Origin of the sequence: Rhodopseudomonas palustris BisB18, from assembly GCF_000013745.1 — a bacterium.
GTDB lineage: Bacteria > Pseudomonadota > Alphaproteobacteria > Rhizobiales > Xanthobacteraceae > Rhodopseudomonas_A > Rhodopseudomonas_A palustris_F.
Window position 1 is genome coordinate 2662200 of sequence record NC_007925.1, and the last position, 19677, is coordinate 2681876.

At 67.0% G+C, this 19677-nt stretch carries 18 protein-coding genes; 9 read left to right on the forward strand and 9 right to left on the reverse strand.

Going from position 1 to position 19677, the window contains the following annotated elements:
* Nucleotides 1–38 precede the first annotated feature (38 nt).
* A complete protein-coding gene (locus tag RPC_RS12290) occupies nt 39–2036 on the reverse strand; it encodes a methyl-accepting chemotaxis protein (RefSeq protein ID WP_011472905.1) in 1998 nt (665 codons plus the stop codon).
* A 224-nt stretch (nt 2037–2260) separates the two neighbouring features.
* Nucleotides 2261–2887 (reverse strand): HAD family hydrolase, encoded by a 627-nt coding sequence (locus RPC_RS12295; protein WP_011472906.1) that lies wholly within the window; start codon nt 2885–2887, stop codon nt 2261–2263.
* A gap of 197 nt (nt 2888–3084) precedes the next feature.
* Between RPC_RS12295 and RPC_RS12300 the strand changes: the two genes are divergently transcribed.
* On the forward strand, nt 3085–3936 hold the full coding sequence (locus RPC_RS12300; RefSeq protein WP_011472907.1) for an OmpA/MotB family protein: 852 nt from the start codon (nt 3085–3087) through the stop codon (nt 3934–3936).
* A 122-nt stretch (nt 3937–4058) separates the two neighbouring features.
* Nucleotides 4059–5282, forward strand: coding sequence for an ABC transporter substrate-binding protein (locus tag RPC_RS12305; RefSeq protein ID WP_011472908.1), 1224 nt, complete (start codon nt 4059–4061; stop codon nt 5280–5282).
* A 170-nt stretch (nt 5283–5452) separates the two neighbouring features.
* On the opposite strand, the gene RPC_RS12310 is transcribed toward RPC_RS12305, so the two are convergent.
* Entirely contained in the window at nt 5453–8029 is a 2577-nt protein-coding gene (locus RPC_RS12310; RefSeq protein WP_011472909.1) for a cation-translocating P-type ATPase, read from the reverse strand.
* 242 nt (nt 8030–8271) lie between these two features.
* A complete protein-coding gene (locus RPC_RS12315; protein WP_011472910.1) occupies nt 8272–8778 on the reverse strand; it encodes an Hsp20/alpha crystallin family protein in 507 nt (168 codons plus the stop codon).
* A 228-nt stretch (nt 8779–9006) separates the two neighbouring features.
* Between RPC_RS12315 and RPC_RS26810 the strand changes: the two genes are divergently transcribed.
* Complete coding sequence (locus tag RPC_RS26810; protein WP_011472911.1) at nt 9007–9420, forward strand: hypothetical protein; 414 nt, start codon at nt 9007–9009, stop codon at nt 9418–9420.
* 25 nt (nt 9421–9445) lie between these two features.
* A complete protein-coding gene (locus tag RPC_RS26185) occupies nt 9446–9592 on the forward strand; it encodes a hypothetical protein (RefSeq protein ID WP_157043198.1) in 147 nt (48 codons plus the stop codon).
* Nucleotides 9593–9616: 24 nt separating this feature from the next.
* On the opposite strand, the gene lpxD is transcribed toward RPC_RS26185, so the two are convergent.
* Genes lpxD through RPC_RS12345 form a run of 5 tightly spaced genes read right to left on the reverse strand, consistent with a single transcriptional unit; the run spans nt 9617 to nt 15210 of the window.
* Entirely contained in the window at nt 9617–10738 is a 1122-nt protein-coding gene (lpxD, locus tag RPC_RS12325; RefSeq protein ID WP_011472912.1) for a UDP-3-O-(3-hydroxymyristoyl)glucosamine N-acyltransferase, read from the reverse strand.
* 41 nt (nt 10739–10779) lie between these two features.
* On the reverse strand, nt 10780–11352 hold the full coding sequence (gene moaC / locus RPC_RS12330) for a cyclic pyranopterin monophosphate synthase MoaC (protein WP_011472913.1): 573 nt from the start codon (nt 11350–11352) through the stop codon (nt 10780–10782).
* Nucleotides 11353–11408: 56 nt separating this feature from the next.
* On the reverse strand, nt 11409–12227 hold the full coding sequence (gene trpC, locus RPC_RS12335) for an indole-3-glycerol phosphate synthase TrpC (RefSeq protein WP_011472914.1): 819 nt from the start codon (nt 12225–12227) through the stop codon (nt 11409–11411).
* Nucleotides 12228–12235: 8 nt separating this feature from the next.
* Complete coding sequence (gene trpD, locus RPC_RS12340) at nt 12236–13255, reverse strand: anthranilate phosphoribosyltransferase (RefSeq protein WP_011472915.1); 1020 nt, start codon at nt 13253–13255, stop codon at nt 12236–12238.
* A 53-nt stretch (nt 13256–13308) separates the two neighbouring features.
* Complete coding sequence (locus tag RPC_RS12345; protein WP_041801756.1) at nt 13309–15210, reverse strand: peptidylprolyl isomerase; 1902 nt, start codon at nt 15208–15210, stop codon at nt 13309–13311.
* Between the two features lie 235 nt (nt 15211–15445).
* Between RPC_RS12345 and RPC_RS12350 the strand changes: the two genes are divergently transcribed.
* The 5 genes from RPC_RS12350 to RPC_RS12370 all read left to right on the forward strand — a co-directional run bounded on the left by RPC_RS12350 (nt 15446) and on the right by RPC_RS12370 (nt 19538).
* Nucleotides 15446–15721 carry a hypothetical protein gene (locus tag RPC_RS12350; RefSeq protein WP_157043199.1) on the forward strand — a complete coding sequence of 92 codons (276 nt, stop codon included), beginning with the start codon at nt 15446–15448 and terminating at the stop codon, nt 15719–15721.
* 36 nt (nt 15722–15757) lie between these two features.
* A complete protein-coding gene (locus RPC_RS12355; protein WP_041802770.1) occupies nt 15758–16333 on the forward strand; it encodes a hypothetical protein in 576 nt (191 codons plus the stop codon).
* Between the two features lie 83 nt (nt 16334–16416).
* The gene (gene tpiA, locus RPC_RS12360) at nt 16417–17190 is read left to right on the forward strand and encodes a triose-phosphate isomerase (RefSeq protein WP_011472919.1); all 774 of its coding nucleotides are present in this window, start codon (nt 16417–16419) and stop codon (nt 17188–17190) included.
* 163 nt (nt 17191–17353) lie between these two features.
* A complete protein-coding gene (gene secG / locus RPC_RS12365; RefSeq protein WP_011472920.1) occupies nt 17354–17740 on the forward strand; it encodes a preprotein translocase subunit SecG in 387 nt (128 codons plus the stop codon).
* 166 nt (nt 17741–17906) lie between these two features.
* Nucleotides 17907–19538: a CTP synthase gene (locus RPC_RS12370; RefSeq protein WP_011472921.1), complete on the forward strand. Its 1632-nt coding sequence runs from the start codon at nt 17907–17909 to the stop codon at nt 19536–19538.
* Nucleotides 19539–19677: the final 139 nt, after the last annotated feature.

A 19677-nucleotide genomic window follows, 5' to 3' on the forward strand; every position in this document is an offset into this window, starting at 1 on the left:
GCCCCGGCGCAGCGGCGCCGCGCCGCTGCTGATCATCGTCACGCCGCTCGCACCGAGCCCAGGAATTTCCCGACCTCGGCCTTCAGCCGCGCGCTTTCGCTCGACAACGACCGCGCCTCGGAAAACACCTGCGAGGACGCAGCCCCGGTGGCGGTGGCGCCGCGCTGCACGTCGGTGACGCTGGCGCCGACGTTCTGGGTGTCTTGCGCGGCTTGCTGAACGTTGCGTGAGATTTGCGCGGTCGCGCTGCCTTGCTGCTCGACCGCGCGCGCGATGGTTGTCGAAATCGCCGACATCTGCCCGATGGTGTCGCTGATCTCCTTGATCGAATCCGACGATTGCGTGGTGGCCGCCTGGATGCCGCCGACGTGCTCGTTGATTTCGTCGGTCGCCCGCGCGGTCTGCGCTGCCAGCGCCTTGACCTCCAAAGCCACCACCGAAAAGCCGCGGCCGGCTTCGCCCGCGCGCGCCGCTTCTATCGTGGCGTTCAGGGCCAACAGGTTGGTCTGCTTGGCGATGGTGGTGATCAGTTCGACGATGTGGCCGATCCGGCTGCCGGCCTTGGCCAGTTCGCCGACATGGTCGTTGGTCCGGCGGGTCTGCTCGGCGGCTTTCGCTGCAATCGCCGCCGACTGGCGAATCTGCCGGCCGATCTCGTCGACCGACGACGCCATCTGTTCGGCCGACGCCGCCACCGATTGCACCTTGGTGGTGACTTCACCGGACGCCGCCGCCACCGCTGAGGCGAGCTCTTGCGAGCGTTCCGCGGTCGCGGTCAGCGAACCGGCGGATTGCTCCAATCGAATCGACGCCGAGGAGACGCCTTCGATGATCTCGCCGATCGCCACTTCGAAACCGTCGGCCAGCCGGTTCATGTCGGCGCGGCGCCGCTGCGCGAGGATCGCGTCGTGCTGGATCTTGGCGTCGACTTCGTCGCGGGCCCGCTGCTGCGAGACCGCCTTGAAGTGCTCGACCGCCCGCGCCATCTCGCCGAGTTCGTCGTGGCGGCCCAAGCCGGGCAGCACCAGTTCGAAGTCTCCGGCGGCGAGCTTTTGCATCGCGCCGGTCATCCGCGCGATCATCCCGGCGATGCGTTGGCCGAACAACAGCGCCAGGATGCCGATGCAGAGCGTCGCGCCGCCGATCGCCCAGGCCAGCGCCTTGCGCAATTCGACGGCGTTGGCTTCGGAGGCCTGATAGCGATCTTCCGCGGCCTTGATCAGCGCGTCCAGCGCCGGGCGGTTGCGCTGATACACCGTGACGAAATCGGCGGCTTCGTCGTTCAGCGTGCTTTGGCTGACCGAGAAGGCGAGGAAGCTCGCATTGTAGGACTTGATCAGCGTCGCCAGCTCCGCCTTCACGGCGGCGGACATGTCCGACGCCGCCAGCATCTCGCCGAATTCGTCGATCCGCTTGTCGAACTGGACGGTGTATTTTTCGTCGCCGCGCAGCATGAAATCCTTTTCATGGCGGCGCATCATCAACATCAGATTGGACAGCCGCGGCTGATCGAATTCGGCGAGCCGGCTTTCCACCTGGTGCACGGTGGCGCGCAGTTTGCCTTGCAGCCCCTGATTTTCGTTGAACCCCAGCACCTGCTGTGCCGAGACTAGGTTTTGGAAGCGGGTGAGGTAGAGATTGAACCCCGAACGCAACGCGCTGGTCTGCTTCAACGGGTCGCCGTCGTCGAACGGCTCGACCATCTTTTCGATGGCGTCGAGGTGAAGGTGGGCCGAACTGACGACCGCCTTGTGATCGGCGATCAGCTTGTCGTCCGGCTTGCGCAGAAACGCGGTGCCGATCAGGCCGGCCTCGAGATAATTCGCCGACAGCTCGACGACGTGCGCGCGCAGCGCGATCCGTTGCGCGGATTGTTGCTGGGCGGTGTCCGCGAGTTTCAGTCCGAACAGGCAGATGGCGCCGGTCAGTAGAACGCCAACTATTCCCAACAAGGCGATCTGAACGCGCAGACCGAGGCGGATATGACGAGCCAATTTGCCGGACAGTCCGGCAAGCCGACCGCGAAGTGTGAACATGTGAGACAGCTTTCCGGGCACGCGTTGATTTGATCGTGCTGATCTAAGCGATCAGCATGATCGCTTCGTGATGGCGCCGGTCGTAAGAACCCAATCGAGAAGATTTGGTAAAGCGCCACGGGGTTTCTCGACATGCAAGAATCCCACGCTGCCTAAGCCGAATTTTTGTGCAGCGGCTGTCACATTTGTTACGTGAAACTATGCGTCGCGATCACGCGACATGGCTACACGCCGAGCGCATCCAATGCGTGGGCCACGTCGGCGCTGCTTCGAACATGCACGGCGATCAGGCCGCGGGCGCGGGCGGCTTCGACATTCTCGATCAGGTCGTCGAAGAACACGATGCGCTCAGCCTTCGCGCCGATCTCGGCGATGACGTGGTCGTAGGCGGCGGGATCGGGTTTGCGCGCTCCGATCGCCGACGACGCGAACACGCGGCGGAAATGTCCGAGCAGGTCGGCATAGGCTTGCGAGAAATGCGCGACATGCGCCGGGTTGGTGTTGCTGAGCGCATAGAGCGGCAGCCGCGCGGCGGCGCGCGCCAGCAGTGGCGCGATGCCCGGCATCGCACCGACGAAGGTGGCGTTCCAACCGGCGAGAAACTGGGCGTCGGTGAGCGCGAGGCCGAGCCGGTCACGCAGGATGGCGAAGAACGCGGCGTCGTCGATCTCGCCGCGTTCGTGGCGGTGATGGGCGTCGTCGGGCGTCCAGCGGGCGCGCAGATCGGCCGGCGTGCAGCCGACGTCGCGGGCCCAGGCGGCGACGGTGCGGTCGAAATCGAAATCGATCACCACCCGGCCGAGATCGAACAACAGCGCGTCGGCGGCGTCGGGGGCAAGCGTGTCGAGCATGGCCGGGCATCTCCAAGAACTGGGCGGGGCAAGGCCGCGCTCCGTTATAGATTTGCTAACGCTATCGCGGCGTTCTGTCTCGCATCTGCCGACAGCCACACAGCGTTAGCAATTCGCTGCGGTCGCAGGGGTATATTCGTTGCTTCTGGCGTGGATGCGCGGCGTTGCCGCGCGAATTGCGGCGTAGGCGACGGCTGATGGCATTAGGGCGGCAGGGCGGCAACAAGAAAAAGCCCGAAGAGGCCGGCGGCCACGTCGGCGCTTGGTTCGTCACCTTCGCCGATCTGATGGGGTTGTTGACCGGCTTCTTCGTGATGCTGGTGTCATTTTCGCATCAGGATCAGTACAAGCTGCAGATCGTCGCCGGTTCGATGCGCGAAGCCTTCGGCGTGCAGATGGACGCCCGTTACTCCGGCGTGATCGAAAAAGACGGTCTGCCGACTCGCGGCAAGGTCAAGAACGTCGAGCATATCGCCCCCGACCAGGCCACCAACAGGCCGAGCCCGGACGAGGGCGGCGGCATGGCCAAGCTCGGCACCCAGTTGAAGGCCGACCGTGAATTCGCGCTGGCCTCGGCCTCGCTGCGGCAAGCTCTGCAGGAGATGCCGGAGATCACCGAAATCTCCAAGAACGTGATGTTCGAGGAAACCCCGCAGGGGCTCAATCTGCAGATCGTCGATCAGGAGGGGCGGCCGATGTTTCCGGACGGCTCGCCGCTGCCCTATGAGCGGACCATGCTGCTGGTGCGCAAACTGGCGGCGCCGCTGCGCGCCACCGCGTTGCGAATCTCGATCGTCGGCCACACCTCGTCTACGGGGGCGCCGGGGCGCGACGATGACGACGCCTTCGTGCTGTCGTGGCAGCGCGCCAACACGGTGCGGCAGATCCTGAAGGGCGAGGGGCTGCCGAGCAGCCACGTATTCGCGGTGACCGGCAAGGCCGACAGCGAGCCGTTGTTTCCGGACGCGCCGTTGCTCGCCGCCAACCGCCGCGTCACCATCACGCTGATGCGCGAGAGCCCGCCGATGCCGCCGGGCTTGCAGCCGTAACCGGCGATGGATGGTCCGATGCGGCGACGGCGCGCGCAAATGCTCGGCGCGGCCCAATGTCGGCTTGCGAAAACCTGCGGCGGTGCTACTGCGCTCGCGATGACCAGCGGCGGAGGGCGGCAATGACGCGAGTGCGAGTGGCGCTGATGGCGGCGGGACTGGTGGCCAGCGCATCCTGCGGCGCGGCCAAGGCCGAGATTTCCGATGACGTGGTGCGGATCGGCGTGCTCAACGACATTTCCGGCGTGTTCCAGGACACCAACGGCATGGGCTCGGTGGAGGCCGCGCGGATGGCGGCGGAAGATTTTGTCGCCGCCGGCGGCAAGGCCACCAAGGTCGAGATCGTCTACGCCGATCACCAGAACAAGCCCGATGTCGGCGCCGCGATCGCTCGCCGCTGGCTGGATATCGAGAAAGTCGACGCCATCGTCGACGTGCCGAATTCCTCGGTCGGCCTCGCGCTCAACGCGCTATTGCGCGGCAGCCGGATGACGTTTCTCGCCTCGACCACCGGGACCTCGGAACTGACCGGCAAAGAATGTTCGCCCAACACCATCCAATGGACCAACGATACCTGGGCCAGCGGCCACGCCACCGCGGCGGCGGCCATGGTCCGCGGCGGCCGCGACTGGTACTTCATCACGGTGAACTACGCGCTGGGGCAGGGTATCGAGGCCGAAGCCAGCCGTTACATCGAAGGCCATGGCGGCCGGGTGCTGGGCTCCGCCAGGCATCCGCTCGGTACCTCGGACTACGCCTCGCTGCTGTTGCAGGCGCAGGGCTCCGGGGCAAAGGTGATCGGTCTCGCCAATGCCGGCCCCGACACCATCAATGCGGTGAAGCAGGCCGGCGAATTCGGCCTGCGGCAACACGGCCAGACGCTGGTGGCGTTCATGATGGCGATCAACGACGTCCATGCCATGGGCTTGCCGGTGGCGCAGGGGCTGTTGCTGACCGAGAGCTTTTACTGGGATCTGAGCGACGACACCCGTGCCTTCGCCAGGCGCTTTGCGCAGCGGCCCGGGATCGGCGGCAAGATGCCGAGCGGCAATCAGGCGGGGGTCTATGCCGCGACCTTGGCCTATCTCAACGCGGTGGCGGCGACCGGCAGCGACAATGCACAGGACGTGGTGCCGCAGCTGAAGACGCTGAAGGGGCACGACAAGTTATTCGGCGAGATCGCGATCCGCCCGGACGGCCGGGTGATCCATCCGATCTATCTGTTCGAGATCAAGACGCCGTCGGAATCGAAATATCCTTACGACTACTACAAGCTGGTTTCGACGATTGCGCCCGCGCAGGCCTATCGGCCGCTGGCCGAGGGCGGCTGCCCGCTGGTGAAGTAGTTATCCACAATGAAGCTGTCATTCCGGGGAGCGAGTTCGAAGAACGAGCAAGTCCGGACTCCATATCCCCTGCAGGGGTTATGGATTCCGGGCTCGCTCGCAGCGAAGCTGCTCGCGCCCCGGAATGACGGCTCGTATTTGCGAAGCGCCTCCGACTAATTGGAGACGTGTTATCGCACGCCGCCATGGATCCGGTCGCGCCACAAAGGCTTGATCAGCTCGAGCCCGATCAGCATGGTGACCGCGGCGCCGAGCGTCAGCGCCAGATCGTCGGGATGCAGCGGGCCGAACTTGAACAGCTCGCGCGCCGCCGGCCACAGCAGCGACAGGCTGAGCACGCTGACCACCAGCACCAGCACCGCGACCAGCGTCAGGCTCGGCCGCCGCAGCGCCTCCCACAGCGAGGAACTGAACGAGCGGTTGACCAGGATCAGCCCGACGATCGACAGCACCAGCGCGAAGAAGGTCAGCGCGCGGATCTCGGTCTCCGGCATTCCCCGCGACTGCCCGATCGCGAACACGCCGATCACCAAGGCCAGCGCGAGGGCGCCCTGCAACAGCCCCCAGCCGATCAGCGCGCCGGAGAACAGCGGCTGCTCGGGATCGCGCGGCGGCCGCTGCATCACGTCCTTCTCCTCGGTCTCGGCCTCGAACACCAAAGAGCACACCGGATCGATGATCATTTCCAGAAACGCGATGTGGATCGGTCCGAGCAGGATCGGATAGCCGAACAGCAGGGGGAACAGCGCGAGCCCCGCGATCGGCACGTGCACCGCGAAGATGAAGCCCATTGCCTTGCGCAGATTGTCGTAGATCCGCCGCCCCAGCCGCACCGCGCGCACGATCGAGGCGAAGTCGTCGTCGAGCAGCACGATCGAAGAGGCCTCGCGCGCAACGTCGGTGCCGCGGCCGCCCATCGCGATGCCGATATGCGCGGCCTTCAGCGACGGCGCGTCGTTGACGCCGTCGCCGGTCATCGCCACGATCTCGCCATCGGCCTTCAGCGCCTCGACGATGCGCAGCTTCTGCTCCGGCATGATCCGCGCGAACACGGTGGCGCTGCGCACCCGGGCGGCGAGCGCTGCGTCGTCCATCCGCGCCAGCGCGTCGCCGCTGACGCAATCGTCGGCCGCGAGCCCGGCGCTGCGCGCGATCGCCCTTGCGGTCGCCGGATAATCGCCGGTGATCATCACCACGCGGATGCCGGCACTGCGGCAATCCTTCACCGCGGCGGGCACCGCGTCGCGCAGCGGATCGGCGAGCCCGACCAGGCCCAGGAATTCAAAATCGAAGTCGCGTTGCGACGCCGGCCATTGTTCGCCGGTGAACGCGGCGCGGGCGACGCCGAGCACGCGCAATCCGGCTTCGGCCATCGCGTCGATCTGCGGCGCCAAGCGCGCGCGTTGTGCGTCGTCGAGCCGGCATAGCGTGGCGATGGCCTCCGGCGCGCCCTTGGCGGCGACCACGGAATGGCCGTCGCCGCCGTCCCAGCCTTGCGACATCGCCAACAGATCGGGGCGCAGGCCATAGCTCTGCACCGGCTTGCGGCCGATCTGGCGCTGCGTGAAGGAGGCGGGCAGCGTCGCCTTGCCGAGCTCGTGAAACGCCACATCCATCGGATCGAACGGATCGGGCGCCGCCGCCAGCACACCGGCCTGCAACAACCCGCTGAACGCCGCAGGCAATGCGACTGTCGTCGCCGATGCGTCGGGGCGTAGCGCCGCGCCGTCCGGCAGCCGCAATTCCACGATCGACATCTTGTTCTTGGTCAGCGTGCCGGTCTTGTCGGTGCACAGCACGGTGGCGGAGCCGAGCGTTTCGATCGACGCCGCGCGCCTGGTCAGCACCCGGGCCTGCGAGATCCGCCAGGCGCCCATCGCCATGAACACGGTGAGCACCACGGGAAACTCTTCCGGCAGCATCGACATGCCGATGGTGATGCCGGCCAGCACCGCGTCGAGCCAGCTGCCGCGCAGCGTGCCGTACAGCACCACGGCGAGCAGGCTGACCGCGCCGCCGACGATGCCGAACACCCGCACCAGCCGCCTGGTCTGCGCCTGCAGCCGTGGCGCCTCGGTCTTCAATGCGCCGAGCGATTGGCCGATCTTGCCGATCTCGCTGTGCGCGCCGATCGCCACCACCTCGGCGACGCCGGCGCCACGCACCACCAAGGATCCGGAGAAGACGTAAGGCAGGTCGTCGCCGCCCGGACGGTGGATCTCGGACGACGCGCCATCGGCCGTGGCGAGCTTGCGCACCGGCACCGATTCGCCGGTCAACAGCGACTCGTCGGTCTGCATGTCCTGGCTTTGCAACAGCGCCGCGTCGGCCGGCACCCGGTCGCCCTCGGACAACACGATCAGATCGCCGCGTACCACCTCGCGGCCGGCGATGCGTTGCCGCGCGCCGCCGCGGATCACCAGCGCGCGCGGGCTGGTGAGGTCGCGCAACGCTTCCAGCACGCGCTCGGTGCGGGTTTCCTGCACCACGGTGATCACCACCGAGAGGCTGGCGAAGCACAACAGGATCAGCGCCTCTTTCAGATCGCCGAGCGCCAGATAGACCACGCCGCCGCCGATCAACAGCGCCAGCATCGGCTCGCGCAGCACCTCGAGCACGATGCGAAACGGGGTGCGGCGATCGGGGCGGGGCAGTTCGTTGAAGCCCTCGGCGGCCTGGCGGGCGCGCACCGCGGCGGCGTCGAGACCGCGCAGCGCGGCGGGAGGCGGGGAGGCGGTGTCGGACATCGGGCGTCCTTTGCGGCGATCGCGCCCTCGGGTATCGGCGGATCGCCGCGCCGACGCAATGGCGGCGTTTGGTCGCGCTCGAGCGCGACGCGGCTGCCGCGCACCGTCGGCCCGACTGGATGAGCAAAGCGTGGTGGTAGGGGGCGACCTGATCGGCCAGGACTGATCGCCGAGGCCTTGCGGCGCGTGAAGGGGGCGCCACCGGGAGCGCGGACGCTTCCGGTGGCTTGGTCGCTTGTGGCTCAGGCCTGGCTGGTGATCGCGATCTTTTTCGACTTGGTGACGGCGCGTTCGGTCTTCGGCAGCGTTACCGTCAATACGCCGTTCTTGAACGCCGCGGTGACCTTGTCCTCGGCAACCTCGTAGTCCAGCGGGATCCGGCGCTCGAAGCGGCCGTAGAACCGCTCGGTGAATTGCCGGTCCTTGTCGTTGGTCTCCGAGGTCTTCTCGCCGCGCAGCGTCAGCGTGCCGTCGTCGAGCAGCACCTCGATGTCCTTCTCCTCGAGACCGGGCACGTCGGCGGTGATCTTCAGCTCCTTCTCGGTGTCGCTGATGTCCAGCTTCGGCCAGGCGCCGCCGAGCGGGGCGAGCCGGCCGAATGACGTCGGTACGTCGAAGCCGCGAAATGCGTCGTCGAACAGACGGTTCATCTCCCGATGCAGCGAGAGAAACGGATTGGCCTCGTCGTCGAAGCGGGCGAGCGGCTGCGCGTTGCCGCGGCTCCAGGGAATGATGTCGCGCATGTTCATGGAAGCCTCCATTCGTCTAGTGCGAACTCGGGTAACACTTGTTACCTCGGATAGTTACGCTCCCCGCGCCATGCGGGGCGCTGCCGTTGAGTTGGGATGCGCTGGCGGGGTGTCAATGGCGGCTGCCGCAACTACGCGAAAAAAATTTCAGCGGCGGTCTTGAAGGCTGCGATCGGCCGTCTAATTCTTGCGGCGTCCCGTTTGAAAGGAGCAGTTCGGGAGGATATCATGAGCCTGACAAACTTTGAGACCCCTACGCCGGCAGCCCCGGCTACCGTTCTGGCGTTCCCGGATCCGGCCGCCGGTATCAGCGATCCCGAAGCGGTGCTACGCGCGCCGTCATTGTCGCGGTCCGAGAAGCGCGCCACGCTGTCGTCCTGGGCCTCCGACGCCCACGCGGTGGACTCCAAGCCGTGGCTGCGGCTTATTCCCGGCCGCGACCAGCCGGTGGCGCTGGCGTCGATCCTCGAGGCACTGCGGCGTCTCGACGACGATCCCGATCCGCCGCCGAAGGGCGGCATGGCGATCCGGCTGGAGGACGTGCGGCGCCGCACTCAGGTGGCGGCCGACGCCTGCAACCGGCAGCGATTGGCACGTCGATCGATCGGGAGGCGGCATGATTTGGCAGGACGCTACGTTTGATCCATCGCGCTGCCCTAATTGCGGCATGCGGATGCGGCTGTCGCGGGTCGAACCGCGGCCGGTCGGGTTCGCCCACGAATTCGACCGCCACATCTATCGCTGCTTCAATTGCGACAATGTCAGCCGGTTCGTGGTCGATCGCCGCGCCCAGCCCGAGCAAATGACCGCCTGAGCAATGACCGCCTGAGCGGCGTCGTCAGGACGCCGCCTGGTCGGGCTGATCCACGCCGGTTGCGTCGGAGGAGGGCGCTGCGGCCTCTGCAGACGCCGCCGTGCGGCCGTCATGGTCGCGGGCGGCGAGCTGCCGCAGCGCCACCACTTCGCGCATCCATTGCCGCTTCGATTGCGCCGGGAAGCCGCCCCACACCGCGCCGGCCGGCACGTTGCTGTACACCGTGGAGCGCGACGCCAGCATCGCGCCCTTGCCGATGGTGATGTGCGGGATGACGCCGGTGCGGGCGCCCAGCACGGCGAAGTCTTCCACCGTGACGCTGCCGCTGAGGCCGGATTGCGCGACGATGATGCAGTGCCGGCCGATCACGCAATTGTGCCCGATCTGGCAGAGATTATCGATCTTGGTGCCCTGGCCGATCACGGTGTCGCGCATGCCGCCGCGATCGATATTGCTGCCGGCGCCGATCTCGACGTCGTCGTGGATCACCACACGGCCGATCTGCGGCACTTTGGTATGGCCGTTCGCGCTGGAGATATAGCCGAAGCCGTCCTGCCCGATCTGGCTGCCGGGATGCACGATGACGCGGTCGCCGATTTCACTGTGGGTCACGGTGCAGCCGGCGCCGATCGCGCAGTCGGCGCCGATTTTGACATGCGGGCCGATCACCGCATTGGCGCCGATCAGCGAGCCTTTGCCGATCTCGGCGCGCGGCCCGATCACCGCGCCGGGGTCGACGGTGACGCCCGCCGCCAGCTTCGCGGAAGGGTGCACGACGGCGCCCGGCGCAACGCCGAGCGTGCCGAACAGCGACGTCGGGCGCAGCGCGCTGGGGTAGAGCCGCCGCGCCACCGCGACGAAGGCCTCGTAGGGTTTCGCGATCCGCAGCACCGCGACGCTCTCCGGGGCGAGGTGGGCGAAGCGCTCGGTGGTCAGCACCGCGCCGGCCTGGGTGGCCGCCAGCACGCCGGCATATTTGGTTTCCGCGATGAAGCTGAGATCGGCGATGCCGGCGCGGTCGAGCGGCGCGAGATCGCTGATCGCGCGCGACAGGTCGGCGCCGTCGCGCGGCGTCGCCCCGGTCAGCGCGACGATGTCGCCGACGCTGAGGCCGACCGCGTCGAGGAAGAAACCGCTTTCGCTCATGTCGTTTCCTCGCGCCTGTTCGCCGCCGCGAGGCCCCGCGGTCATGACGTGGCCGACGTTGCCTTGCCGCGGCTTGCCTTGCCGCGTTGGCTCTTATCGCGGTCGTTCGTGACCAAGTAGTGTCCGGACTTGCCGCCCTTTTTCTCGACCAGGTGAATATCCTGGATCGAGACGCCGCGCTCGACCGCCTTGATCATATCGTAGATCGTCAGGCACGTCACCGATACGGCGGTCAGCGCCTCCATTTCGACCCCGGTCGGGCCGGTCACGGTGACGCTGGCGCGCACCCGGCAGCCCGGCAGTTTGGTGTCCGGCTCGATCTCCACCGTCACCTTCGACAGCGCCAGCGGGTGGCACAACGGAATCAGATCCGCGGTGCGCTTCGCCGCCATGATGCCGGCGATCCGTGCGGTGCCGAGCACGTCGCCCTTCTTGGCGTTGCCGCTGCGGATCAAAGCCAGCGTCGCCTTGCTCATCACCACGCTGCCCGCGGCCACCGCGGTGCGTTCGGTGTCGGGCTTTGCCGAGACGTCGACCATCCAGGCCTCGCCGCTTTCGCCGATATGGGTGAGGGCGGGCTGTTCGGCGGGAGTCTGTTTGTTTTTCTTGGCCATGACTGTTCCTTAACCCTCCCCCTCAGGGGAGGGTGGCGGGGCGACGTTGTATGTCACTACCGCGTTCCGGTGGTACGAAGCGAGTCCCGCGCCAGCAGCGTCCGCGTCGCCGCGGCGACGTCGTGCTGCCGCATCAGGCTTTCGCCGACCAGGAAGGTCGCAATGCCGACCCGTTCAAGCCGGGCGATGTCGGCGGGCGCAAAGATGCCGCTTTCGCCGACCATCAGCCGGTCGGCGGGAATCAGCGGCGCCAAGGCTTCGCTGGTCGCCAGCGTGACCTCGAAGCTGCGCAGATTGCGGTTGTTGACGCCGATCATCGGCGAGCGAAGTTTCAACGCGCGCTCGAGTTCGTCGCGGTTGTGGATCTCGATCAGCACGTCCATGCCAAGCGCGATCGCGGCATCCTCGATGTCTTGCGCCGCGGCATCGTCGAGTGCCGCCATGATGATCAGGATGCAGTCGGCGCCATGGGCGCGGGCTTCCACCACCTGATAGGTGTCGAACATGAAATCCTTGCGCAGCACCGGCAGCGTCACCGCGGCGCGCGCCGCGACGAGATAATCGAGGCTGCCCTGGAACGACGGCGTGTCGGTCAACACCGACAGGCAGGCGGCGCCGCCTTGCTGATAGGCCTTGGCGAGCGCCGGCGGATCGAAATCGGCGCGGATCAGGCCTTTCGACGGCGAGGCCTTCTTGATCTCGGCGATCAGCGCGGTGTCGCCGCCGGCGAGTTTTTCGCGGATCGCTGCGACGAAGCCGCGCGGCGGCGAGGCGGTCTTCGCCGCGGCCGCCAGTTCGGCGAGCGGCCGCGCGCGCTTGGCGGCCGCGATTTCCTCGCGCTTATAGGCTTCGATCTTGGTCAGGATGTCGGACATGCCAATCCTTACGCGGCGGCGTTGGAGACGGCGATCAGCTGTTTGAGCTTCGCCGCGGCGGCGCCGCTGTCGAGCGCTTGGGCGCCCTGCGCCACGCCGTCCTTCAGCGTGTTGGCCCGGCCGCCGACGATCAGCGCCGCGGCGGCGTTGAGCAATGCCACGTCGCGATAGGCGCTGGGCTTGCCGTCGAGCACGCCCTGCAGCGCCACGGCGTTGGCCTCGGCGTCGCCGCCCTTCAGGACGTCGGCGCCGGCGCGCGGCAGGCCGGCGTCCTCCGGCGTGATCTCGAAGGTGGTGATCTTGCCGTCGGCCAGCGCCGCCACGAAGGTCGGGCCGGAGATGGTGATCTCGTCGAGCCCGTCGGAGCCGTGCACCACCCAGGCCGACTCGGAGCCGAGGTTCTTCAAGACCTGCGCCAGCGGCTGCACCCATTGCCGCGAGAACACCCCGACCATCTGCCGGGTGACGCCGGCGGGGTTGGACAATGGCCCGAGCAGGTTGAAGATGGTGCGGGTGGCGAGTTCGACCCTTGTCGGGCCGACGTTCTTCATCGCCGGATGATGGGTCGGTGCGAACATGAAGCCGATCCCGGCCTCCTTGATGCAGCGGCCGACCTCAGCCGGGGTGATGTCGATCTTGACGCCGAGCGCCGCCAACACGTCGGCGGCGCCGGATTTCGACGACAGCGCGCGGTTGCCGTGCTTGGCGACCGGGACGCCGGCGCCCGCGACGATGAACGACGCGCAGGTCGAGACGTTGACCGAGCCGGAGCCGTCGCCGCCGGTGCCGACCACGTCGACGGCGTCCGCCGGCGCGGTCACCCGCAGCATTTTCGAGCGCATCGCCGCCACCGCGCCGGTGATCTCCTCGACGGTTTCGCCGCGCACCCGCAACGCCATCAGCAAGGCCCCCATCTGCGAGGGCGTGGCTTCGCCGGACATCATGGCGTCGAACGCGCCGGCCGACTCCTCGCGCGACAGCGTGACGCCGGTCGCAAGCTTTCCGATAATGGACTTGAAATCGTTCATCGATGACTTTCAGACACGCAGCACTTGGACACGCAGCACAGGGGCGGGGACTATCAGTTTGTCGCCGCCCCCGTTGCCTGTGCAACAGCACTTTCGTTGATCTTGGTGCCGATCTCGGTTTCCAGCCTGGCGACGTATTGCGCCAGCAATTCGTCGGCGAGCCTTCGCTGCAGGGTGTCCTTCAGCTTGGCGGCGTCCTCGGACGCCAGATCGACCGGCGGCACGCTCACGTCGGTGACGCGAAACACGATCCACTCGCCGCCGCTCAGGCCCGGGGCCTGCCCGACGCCGTCCTTGGCGGTGCGGAACGCCGCCTCGACCACGCTGCTCGGCAGTCCGGCCACGCTGCCGTCGCGCTTGAACGCCGTGGCGGTCTCGGTCTTCAGGCCGGCCGCCGCGGCGACATCCGCGAGCTTGCCGCCGGCTTCGACCTTCTGCACCATGTCGGTGGCCTGGTCGCGCAACCTGGTGCTGATCTGCTCGTCGCGCCAGCGCGCTTCGACCTGCGGCTTGACCTCTTCGAGACTGCGCTCGCGCGACGGTGTCACGCCGAGCACGTCGAACCAGACATAGCCGCCGCCGAACGCCAGCGCGTCATTGTCGACGCCGACGTCGCTGGAAAACGCCGCCGAGGCGAGGTCGAGCCCCTGCGGAATCGCGGTCGGATTGCCGTCCGGGGCGCGGCCGGAGCGGTCCAGCGCCTCGATGGTCACCGCGGCAAGGCCGAGCTTCTGCGCCGCCTCGACGACGCTGGCGCCGCCGCCGCGGGCGTCTTCCATTTTGTTGTGCAGGTCGGCGATCGACGCCCGCGCCTTGTCGATCGCGATGTCGCGCTTCAGCGCCGGCGCCACGCTTTCGAAGCTCTGCTGGCTGCCGGGCTCGATCTTGCCGACCTTGAGCAGCGTCACGCCGAACCGGCCCGGGATCGGCTGGCTGACGTCGTTCGCCGGCAGCGCGAAGGCGGCGTCGGCCACCGCGGGATCGAGAATCTCAGCCTTGGAGACCAGGCCGAGATCGGCGTCGGCGGGGGAGAGCCCGCGTTCCTTGGCGAGATCGTCGAACGACAGCCCGCCGGTGATCTTGGCGCGCGCGGCCTGCGCCTCTTCGGCATTTGGGAACACGATCTGCGTGATCTGCCGGCGTTCCGGCGTGGAAAATTTGTCGCGGCGCGCTTCATAGACCTTCTTGGCGTCCTCGTCAGACACCGTGGTCCATTTCGCCACCGCCTCCGGGGTCAGCGCGACGAACGAAATCTTGCGATACTCCGGGGCCCGGAACTGGGTCTTGTGGTCGGCATAATAGGCCGCGAGCACTTCGGGCGACGGCGGGGCGATGGTGCCGGCATGGTTGGCGTCGAGCTTCACATAGTCGATCGAGCGCTGCTCGTTCTGAAACCGGGTCAGCGCATCGAGCAGGGTTTTCGGCGGCTCGAGTTCGGCGGTGAGGGTGCCGGCGATCTGCCGGCGCAACGACACCTTGCGCTGCTCGGCGATGTAACGCTGCTCGGTGTAGCCGAACTGGCGGATCGCCTGGGCGAAGCGGGCGCGGTCGAACCCGCCATTGGTGCCGCGGAAATTCGGATCGCTGACGATGGTGCGCATGGTCTCGGCGTCGGACTGGCCGAGCCCGATGCGGCGGGCGTCCTCGTCGAGCGCGGCCTCGGCGACGGCCTGTTGCAGCACTTGGCGGTCGATGCCGAAGGCGCGGGCCTGGTCCTGGGTCAGCGGGCGGCCGAACTGGCGGCCGATCTGCTGTAGCCGCTCGGTGTAGAGCTGGCGGAATTGCTCGGTGGAAATTTCGGTCGAGCCGATCTTGGCCAGCGTCGATTGACCGAAGCCTTTGAAAATGTCGGCGATGCCCCAGACCGCGAAACTCAGGATCAGCACGCTCATGACGATGATCATGATGGTCTTGCCGACCCAATTCGATGAGGCCTTACGAATTCCTCGAAGCATAGGTTCACTTTGTTGGCAGGAGGGAACCGGACGCCGCCGGCTTAAGCGGCTGCACCAATGGGCGACGCCGGCTTGATAATCCACCATAAAGTGGCGGTCACGTCGTCGCAACCGCGCAGCAGCCGCCCAGATGCCGGTCGTGCAGGCTCCAACCCCCGGAACCCTTTGCGGGCCTCGCGGTTTTTCTCGCGATTGCGGCCGGTTGGGGCGGAAGCACATGCGGATCATCGTCGCAATGGCATCGGCGGTATTTTCGGGTTCGCTGCTGGCGCAGGCCGCAGCGCAGCCGGCGCCGGCGGCGCGCGATCCGCAACCCGCGGCGCAGTCGCTCGCCCCGGGCGCCAACAGTTTCGTCGAGAGCCAAGCCAGGGCCGCGATTGCGGCGAAAGGGTTCGAGAACGTCTCGCCTTTGGTCAACGACAGCCAGGGCATCTGGCGCGGCACCGCCACCCGGCACGGCGAACAGGTGCAGGTCAGCGTCGACTATAAGGGCCACGTCGATGCGCGCTAAGTGCTCGCGATCGCCGGCGGCCAGGGAGGCATGGGCATGACGGTGACGATCTCCCGACTTTATGACGACGCGAGCGTGGCGCAGGCGGCGATCGCGCGGCTGCAAGAAGCGGGCGTTCGCGACGACGACATCAGCCTGCTGGCCAATAATTCGGAAAAATGGTTCGCGCCGGATCTGGCGAGCGCGGCCGGCAAGGGCGCCGCGGTGGGCGCCGGGTTTGGCGGCGTCGGCGGGTTGTTGGCCGGGCTTGGACTTCTGGTGGTGCCGGGGCTTGGGCCGGTGGTGGCCGTCGGATGGTTGGCCGCGGCCTTGACCTGCGCCGCGGCGGTGGGCGCTGCCGGCGGCATTGTCGGCATGCTGGCCGAGGCCGGGGTCGCCACCAACGAGGCGGAAATCTATGCCGAGAGCATTCGCCGCGGCGGCAGCCTGGTCAGTGCCCGGGTGCCGGAACCGGACAAGGCACGGCTCGAGGCGCTGCTGGATCCGTCGTCGGTCGATATTTCGCAGCGGCGCACCGAATGGCAATCGTCCGGCTGGGCGGCGTTCGATCCGGCTGCGCCTGGGCCGACCGACGAGGAGATCGCGCGCCGGCGCGAGCAGCCGGCCGGCTGAGCGGGCCCGGCGCTCTTGAGGAACTCGGGCGGCTCTGCTAGCGCAGGCCATCCTTAGCCCTTACCGCCCGCGAGTGCCCAAAAATGTCAGCTGCGATTCGACCGTTGATTGCCGGAAACTGGAAAATGAACGGGTTGCGGGCGTCGCTGTCCGAACTGAAGCTGATGCTGGAAGGCGCCGGCAAGCTGTCGGCCACCGCCGACTTGCTGATCTGTCCGCCGGCGACGCTGGTTGCGGCATTCGCCCAGAAGCTCGCCGCCGACACCGGATCGCGATCGAATTCCTTCGCCATCGGCGCACAGGATTGCCATCCGAGAGCTTCCGGCGCCCACACCGGCGACATCTCGGCGGAAATGCTGGCGGACGCCGGCGCCAGCGCGGTGATCGTCGGGCATTCCGAGCGCCGCGCCGACCATGGCGAGAGCGACGCCTTGGTGCGGGAGAAGGCCGAGGCGGCCTGGCGCGCCGGGCTGGTCGCGATCATCTGCGTCGGCGAGACGCAGGGCCAGCGCGACGCCGGCCAGACCCTCGATGTGGTCGGCACCCAGCTCGCCGGCTCGCTGCCCGATGGCGCCACCGCCGCCAACACGGTGGTGGCTTACGAGCCGGTCTGGGCGATCGGCACCGGGCGCACGCCCACGGTTGCGGATGTCGAGCAGGTTCATGGCTTTATCCGCAAGTCGCTCACCCAACGGATGAGCGGCGAGGGGAGCAAGGTTCGGATCCTCTATGGCGGCTCGGTGAAGCCGTCGAACGCCCAGGAATTGATGGCGGTGGCCGACGTCAACGGCGCGCTGGTCGGCGGCGCCAGCCTGAAAGCCGGCGATTTTCTTGCGATTGCGGCCGGCTGTCCCTAACTAACGCTACGACGGACGAAAAGACCGCCGGCGGGGTCGCTCCGGTATTGGCAATTCATCGTCCGATCGTGTAGACACCGCGCGACTTCAATACCCCGCAAGCCTGTCGAGGAGCCGTTCGCCGGTTCGAACGTCGGCCTTGGGCTTGCGATGGAAGGTACCGATGCAAACTGTCATTATCGTTCTCCACCTCATGATCGTTGCGACCCTGATCGCAACGGTGCTGCTGCAGAAATCCGAGGGCGGTGCGCTCGGCATGGGCGGTGGCGGCGGCGGTGGTGGCGGCTTCATGTCGAGTCGCGGCACCGCGAACCTTTTGACCCGGACGACAGCCGTGCTGGCCGTCGGCTTCTTCATCACCAGCCTGTTGCTGTCCTGGATCGCCAGCTACGATCGCAAGCCGACCACGGTGATCGATACCCCCGCCACCCAATCGCAGCCGGCGCCGCCGGTGTCGCAAGGCGGCGGCGTTCTCGACACCCTGAAACAGCAGGACCAGCGCGACAATCAGCAGGCGCCGTCGGCGCCGCAGCCCCCGCGATCGCAATAAAGCATCGCGGCTATGCTTTGAGCGGCCTGTGGTGAACTCTGAGAAGTTCACCACAGGCGTTTGATCTTTTAGAATTTTTTCAGTCACCCACAGCGCACCCGGCGACCGGATAGCGGTTGCGATTCGTTTTGGCGAATCGGTGCGGGAGCCTTAAAGGTTAAGTCCCATGGCGCGGTACATTTTCATCACCGGCGGCGTGGTCTCCTCGCTTGGCAAGGGTTTGGCTTCAGCCGCGCTCGGCGCGCTGCTGCAGTCGCGCGGCTACAAGGTGCGGTTGCGCAAGCTCGATCCCTATCTCAACCTCGATCCCGGGACGATGTCGCCGTATCAGCACGGCGAGGTGTTCGTCACCGACGACGGCGCCGAGACCGATCTCGACCTCGGGCATTACGAGCGCTTCACCGGGCGGCCGGCCACCAAGGCCGACAACATCACCACCGGGCGGATCTACCAGGACATCCTCACCAAGGAGCGGCGCGGCGACTATCTCGGCGCCACCATCCAGGTGATCCCGCACGTCACCAACGCCATCAAGGAATTCATCCTCGACAGCAACGACGCCTATGATTTCGTGCTGTGCGAGATCGGCGGCACCGTCGGCGACATCGAGGGGCTGCCGTTCTTCGAGGCGATCCGCCAGATCAAGAACGACCTGCCGCGCGGCGAGGCGATCTACGTCCACCTCACGCTGCTGCCCTATATCCCGAGCGCCGGCGAATTGAAGACCAAGCCGACCCAGCATTCGGTCAAGGAGCTGCGCTCGATCGGCATCCAGCCGGACATCCTGCTGTGCCGCACCGACCGCGAGATCCCGAAGGAAGAACGCCGCAAGCTCGGGCTGTTCTGCAACGTCCGCGAAAGTGCCGTGATCGAGGCCCGCGACGTCGACAACATCTACGCGGTGCCGGAGGCCTATCACGCCGCCGGGCTCGACGACGAGGTGCTGGCGGCGTTCGGGATTGCTCCGAAGGCGGAGCCCGACATGATCAGCTGGAACGTGATCAACGAACGGATCCGCAATCCCGAGGGTCAGGTCACCATCGCCATCGTCGGCAAATATACCGGGATGAAGGACGCCTATAAGTCGCTCAGCGAGGCGCTGAGCCATGGCGGCATCGCCAACAAGGTGAAGGTCAATCTCGACTGGATCGAGAGCGAGGTGTTCGAGAACGAGGACCCGGCGCCGTTCCTCGAACACGTCAACGGCATTCTGGTGCCCGGCGGCTTCGGCCAGCGCGGCGCCGAGGGCAAGATCCGCGCGGCGCAATTCGCCCGCGAGCGCAACGTGCCGTATTTCGGCATCTGCTTCGGCATGCAGATGGCGGTGATCGAGGCGGCGCGCAATCTCGCCGGCATCGCCGCGGCCAACTCCACCGAATTCGGCCCGACCAAGGAGCCGCTGGTCGGTCTGATGACCGAATGGCTGCGCGGCAACGAACGCGAGCAGCGCTCGCACGCCGGCGATCTCGGCGGCACGATGCGGCTCGGCGCCTATCCGGCGATGCTGCAGCGCGGCAGCCGGGTCTCCGAGGTCTATGGCGGAGCGCTGGAAATCTCCGAGCGGCACCGCCACCGCTACGAGGTCAACACCGCCTACAAGGATCGCCTCGAGCAACACGGCTTGCGGTTCTCGGGACTATCGCCGGATGGCGTGCTGCCGGAAATCGTCGAATACGAAGACCATCCCTGGTTCATTGGCGTCCAGTTCCACCCCGAGCTGAAGTCGCGGCCGTTCGAGCCGCACCCGCTGTTTGCCTCCTTCGTCCAGGCGGCGGTGGTGCAGAGCCGGCTGGTGTAGCCGCCTCCACCGAGCGACGGACCACCCGAGGACGTGTCAGGGCCGCATTCGTGCGGCCGGTCAGCGGCACTGCGCGGCGGTCACCGGTCTTCCAGCTTCAGGCAACCCAGCAGGGGCAGTATTGCGGCGCAAGTTGCAA

What these genes read in the sequence shown, in the direction of transcription:
- RPC_RS12290 (WP_011472905.1), bottom strand. Translation starts at nt 2,036, where the DNA reads ATGTTCACACTTCGCGGTCGGCTTGCCGGACTGTCCGGCAAATTGGCT.
- RPC_RS12295 (WP_011472906.1), bottom strand. Translation starts at nt 2,887, where the DNA reads ATGCTCGACACGCTTGCCCCCGACGCCGCCGACGCGCTGTTGTTCGAT.
- RPC_RS12300 (WP_011472907.1), top strand. Translation starts at nt 3,085, where the DNA reads ATGGCATTAGGGCGGCAGGGCGGCAACAAGAAAAAGCCCGAAGAGGCC.
- RPC_RS12305 (WP_011472908.1), top strand. Translation starts at nt 4,059, where the DNA reads ATGACGCGAGTGCGAGTGGCGCTGATGGCGGCGGGACTGGTGGCCAGC.
- RPC_RS12310 (WP_011472909.1), bottom strand. Translation starts at nt 8,029, where the DNA reads ATGTCCGACACCGCCTCCCCGCCTCCCGCCGCGCTGCGCGGTCTCGAC.
- RPC_RS12315 (WP_011472910.1), bottom strand. Translation starts at nt 8,778, where the DNA reads ATGAACATGCGCGACATCATTCCCTGGAGCCGCGGCAACGCGCAGCCG.
- RPC_RS26810 (WP_011472911.1), top strand. Translation starts at nt 9,007, where the DNA reads ATGAGCCTGACAAACTTTGAGACCCCTACGCCGGCAGCCCCGGCTACC.
- RPC_RS26185 (WP_157043198.1), top strand. Translation starts at nt 9,446, where the DNA reads ATGCGGATGCGGCTGTCGCGGGTCGAACCGCGGCCGGTCGGGTTCGCC.
- lpxD (WP_011472912.1), bottom strand. Translation starts at nt 10,738, where the DNA reads ATGAGCGAAAGCGGTTTCTTCCTCGACGCGGTCGGCCTCAGCGTCGGC.
- moaC (WP_011472913.1), bottom strand. Translation starts at nt 11,352, where the DNA reads ATGGCCAAGAAAAACAAACAGACTCCCGCCGAACAGCCCGCCCTCACC.
- trpC (WP_011472914.1), bottom strand. Translation starts at nt 12,227, where the DNA reads ATGTCCGACATCCTGACCAAGATCGAAGCCTATAAGCGCGAGGAAATC.
- trpD (WP_011472915.1), bottom strand. Translation starts at nt 13,255, where the DNA reads ATGAACGATTTCAAGTCCATTATCGGAAAGCTTGCGACCGGCGTCACG.
- RPC_RS12345 (WP_041801756.1), bottom strand. Translation starts at nt 15,210, where the DNA reads ATGCTTCGAGGAATTCGTAAGGCCTCATCGAATTGGGTCGGCAAGACC.
- RPC_RS12350 (WP_157043199.1), top strand. Translation starts at nt 15,446, where the DNA reads ATGGCATCGGCGGTATTTTCGGGTTCGCTGCTGGCGCAGGCCGCAGCG.
- RPC_RS12355 (WP_041802770.1), top strand. Translation starts at nt 15,758, where the DNA reads ATGACGGTGACGATCTCCCGACTTTATGACGACGCGAGCGTGGCGCAG.
- tpiA (WP_011472919.1), top strand. Translation starts at nt 16,417, where the DNA reads ATGTCAGCTGCGATTCGACCGTTGATTGCCGGAAACTGGAAAATGAAC.
- secG (WP_011472920.1), top strand. Translation starts at nt 17,354, where the DNA reads ATGCAAACTGTCATTATCGTTCTCCACCTCATGATCGTTGCGACCCTG.
- RPC_RS12370 (WP_011472921.1), top strand. Translation starts at nt 17,907, where the DNA reads ATGGCGCGGTACATTTTCATCACCGGCGGCGTGGTCTCCTCGCTTGGC.